Genomic DNA, 3,380 nt, shown 5'->3' on the forward strand with positions numbered 1-3,380 from the left:
GCTCATGGGTGGAACGTTGATTATTCGGCCGGGATCCTGGGTCGGAGGCTGCTAGTACTGCTCGTCAGAGCGTGGAACGCATGATCTTCGGACGGGGCCTGGCCGGGCACGCTGTTGGGTGTCTGAGGGAACGAACTTTCCTCAGTCGCCGGCCCCAGTGCACTCGGACCTGTTGGTTCGGGGTGATGGGTGGCTGGTCGTTGTTTGAGAACTGCACAGTGGACGCGAGCATCTGTGGCCAAGTTTTTAAGGGCGCACGGTGGATGCCTTGGCACCAGGAACCGATGAAGGACGTGGGAGGCCACGATAGTCCCCGGGGAGTCGTCAACCAGGCTTTGATCCGGGGGTTTCCGAATGGGGAAACCCGGCAGTCGTCATGGGCTGTCACCCTTGTCTGAACACATAGGGCAAGTGGAGGGAACGCGGGGAAGTGAAACATCTCAGTACCCGCAGGAAGAGAAAACAACCGTGATTCCGGGAGTAGTGGCGAGCGAAACCGGATGAGGCCAAACCTACGACGTGTGAGACCCGGCAGGGGTTGCGTCGTGGGGGTTGTGGGATCTCTCTTCCACGGTCTGCCGGCCGTGGGGCGAGTCAGAAACCGTTGATGTAGGCGAAGGACATGCGAAAGGTCCGGCGTAGAGGGTAAGACCCCCGTAGTCGAAACGTCAGCGGCTCGTTTGAGAGACACCCAAGTAGCACGGGGCCCGAGAAATCCCGTGTGAATCTGGCGGGACCACCCGCTAAGCCTAAATATTCCCTGGTGACCGATAGCGGATAGTACCGTGAGGGAATGGTGAAAAGTACCCCGGGAGGGGAGTGAAATAGTACCTGAAACCGTGTGCCTACAAGCCGTGGGAGCGTCGGACATCAGCTTGCTGGTGTCTCGTGACTGCGTGCCTTTTGAAGAATGAGCCTGCGAGTTTGCGGTGTGTTGCGAGGTTAACCCGGGTGGGGAAGCCGTAGCGAAAGCGAGTCCGAACAGGGCGCTGTAGTAGCACGCTCAAGACCCGAAGCGGAGTGATCTAGCCATGGGCAGGTTGAAGCGGAGGTAAGACTTCGTGGAGGACCGAACCCACCAGGGTTGAAAACCTGGGGGATGACCTGTGGTTAGGGGTGAAAGGCCAATCAAACTCCGTGATAGCTGGTTCTCCCCGAAATGCATTTAGGTGCAGCGTCGTGTGTTTCTTGCCGGAGGTAGAGCACTGGATAGGCGATGGGCCCTACCGGGTTACTGACCTTAGCCAAACTCCGAATGCCGGTAAGTGAGAGCGCGGCAGTGAGACTGTGGGGGATAAGCTCCATGGTCGAGAGGGAAACAGCCCAGAGCATCGACTAAGGCCCCTAAGCGTACGCTAAGTGGGAAAGGATGTGGAGTCGCACAGACAACCAGGAGGTTGGCTTAGAAGCAGCCACCCTTGAAAGAGTGCGTAATAGCTCACTGGTCTAGTGATTCCGCGCCGACAATGTAGCGGGGCTCAAGCGTACCGCCGAAGTCGTGTCATTGCAGTATATAGCCCCAACGGGTGCTGTGATGGGTAGGGGAGCGTCGTCTGCCGGGTGAAGCGGCACTGGAAGGTAGTCGTGGACGGTTGACGAGTGAGAATGCAGGCATGAGTAGCGATTCACACGTGAGAAACGTGTGCGCCGATTGACTAAGGGTTCCTGGGTCAAGCTGATCTGCCCAGGGTAAGTCGGGACCTAAGGCGAGGCCGACAGGCGTAGTCGATGGATAACCGGTTGATATTCCGGTACCCGCTGTGAAGCGTCAAACATCGAAACAGGCGATGCTAAGTCCGTGAAGCCGTTCCGGACCCTTCGGGGAATGGAAAGTGGTGGAGCCGACGGACCAGACTTGCAGTAGGTGAGTGATGGGGTGACGCAGGAAGGTAGTCCATCCCGGGCGGTGGTTGTCCCGGGGTAAGGGTGTAGGACGTTGTCCAGGTAAATCCGGGCAGCACATAGTCTGAGACCTGATGCCGAGCCGATTGTGGTGAAGTGGATGATCCTATGCTGTCGAGAAAAGCCTCTAGCGAGTTTCATGGCGGCCCGTACCCTAAACCGACTCAGGTGGTCAGGTAGAGAATACCGAGGCGTTCGGGTGAACTATGGTTAAGGAACTCGGCAAAATGCCCCCGTAACTTCGGGAGAAGGGGGGCCATTCCTGGTGAGAGGACTTGCTCCTCGAGCTGGGGGTGGCCGCAGAGACCAGCGAGAAGCGACTGTTTACTAAAAACACAGGTCCGTGCGAAGCCGTAAGGCGATGTATACGGACTGACGCCTGCCCGGTGCTGGAACGTTAAGGGGACCGGTTAGCTCACTTTCGGGTGGGCGAAGCTGAGAACTTAAGCGCCAGTAAACGGCGGTGGTAACTATAACCATCCTAAGGTAGCGAAATTCCTTGTCGGGTAAGTTCCGACCTGCACGAATGGCGTAACGACTTCTCGACTGTCTCAACCATAGGCCCGGTGAAATTGCACTACGAGTAAAGATGCTCGTTTCGCGCAGCAGGACGGAAAGACCCCGGGACCTTTACTACAGTTTGATATTGGTGTTCGGTTCGGCTTGTGTAGGATAGCTGGGAGACTGTGAAGCCCGTACGCCAGTGTGGGTGGAGTCGTCGTTGAAATACCAGTCTGGTCGTGCTGGATGTCTAACCTGGGTCCGTGATCCGGATCAGGGACAGTGTCTGATGGGTAGTTTAACTGGGGCGGTTGCCTCCTAAAGGGTAACGGAGGCGCCCAAAGGTTCCCTCAGCCTGGTTGGCAATCAGGTGTTGAGTGTAAGTGCACAAGGGAGCTTGACTGTGAGACCGACGGGTCGAGCAGGGACGAAAGTCGGGACTAGTGATCCGGCGGTGGCTTGTGGAAGCGCCGTCGCTCAACGGATAAAAGGTACCCCGGGGATAACAGGCTGATCTTCCCCAAGAGTCCATATCGACGGGATGGTTTGGCACCTCGATGTCGGCTCGTCGCATCCTGGGGCTGGAGTCGGTCCCAAGGGTTGGGCTGTTCGCCCATTAAAGCGGTACGCGAGCTGGGTTTAGAACGTCGTGAGACAGTTCGGTCCCTATCCGCTGTGCGCGTAGGAGTCTTGAGAAGGGCTGTCCCTAGTACGAGAGGACCGGGACGGACGAACCTCTGGTGTGCCAGTTGTTCTGCCAAGGGCATGGCTGGTTGGCTACGTTCGGGAGGGATAACCGCTGAAAGCATCTAAGCGGGAAGCCTGCTTCGAGATGAGGACTCCCACCCACTTGATGGGGTAAGGCTCCCAGTAGACGACTGGGTTGATAGGCCGGATCTGGAAGCCAGGTAACTGGTGGAGGTGACCGGTACTAATAGGCCGAGGGCTTGTCCTCAGTTGCTCGCGTCCACTGTGTT

The 3,380-nt window shown here is 57.5% G+C and carries 1 rRNA gene; it reads left to right on the top strand.

Features of this window, described 5'->3' with window-relative positions:
* Positions 1–236 precede the first annotated feature (236 nt).
* Positions 237–3,358, top strand: a 23S ribosomal RNA gene (locus M878_RS84685).
* Positions 3,359–3,380: the final 22 nt, after the last annotated feature.

Source organism: Streptomyces roseochromogenus subsp. oscitans DS 12.976 (assembly GCF_000497445.1).
GTDB lineage: Bacteria > Actinomycetota > Actinomycetes > Streptomycetales > Streptomycetaceae > Streptomyces > Streptomyces oscitans.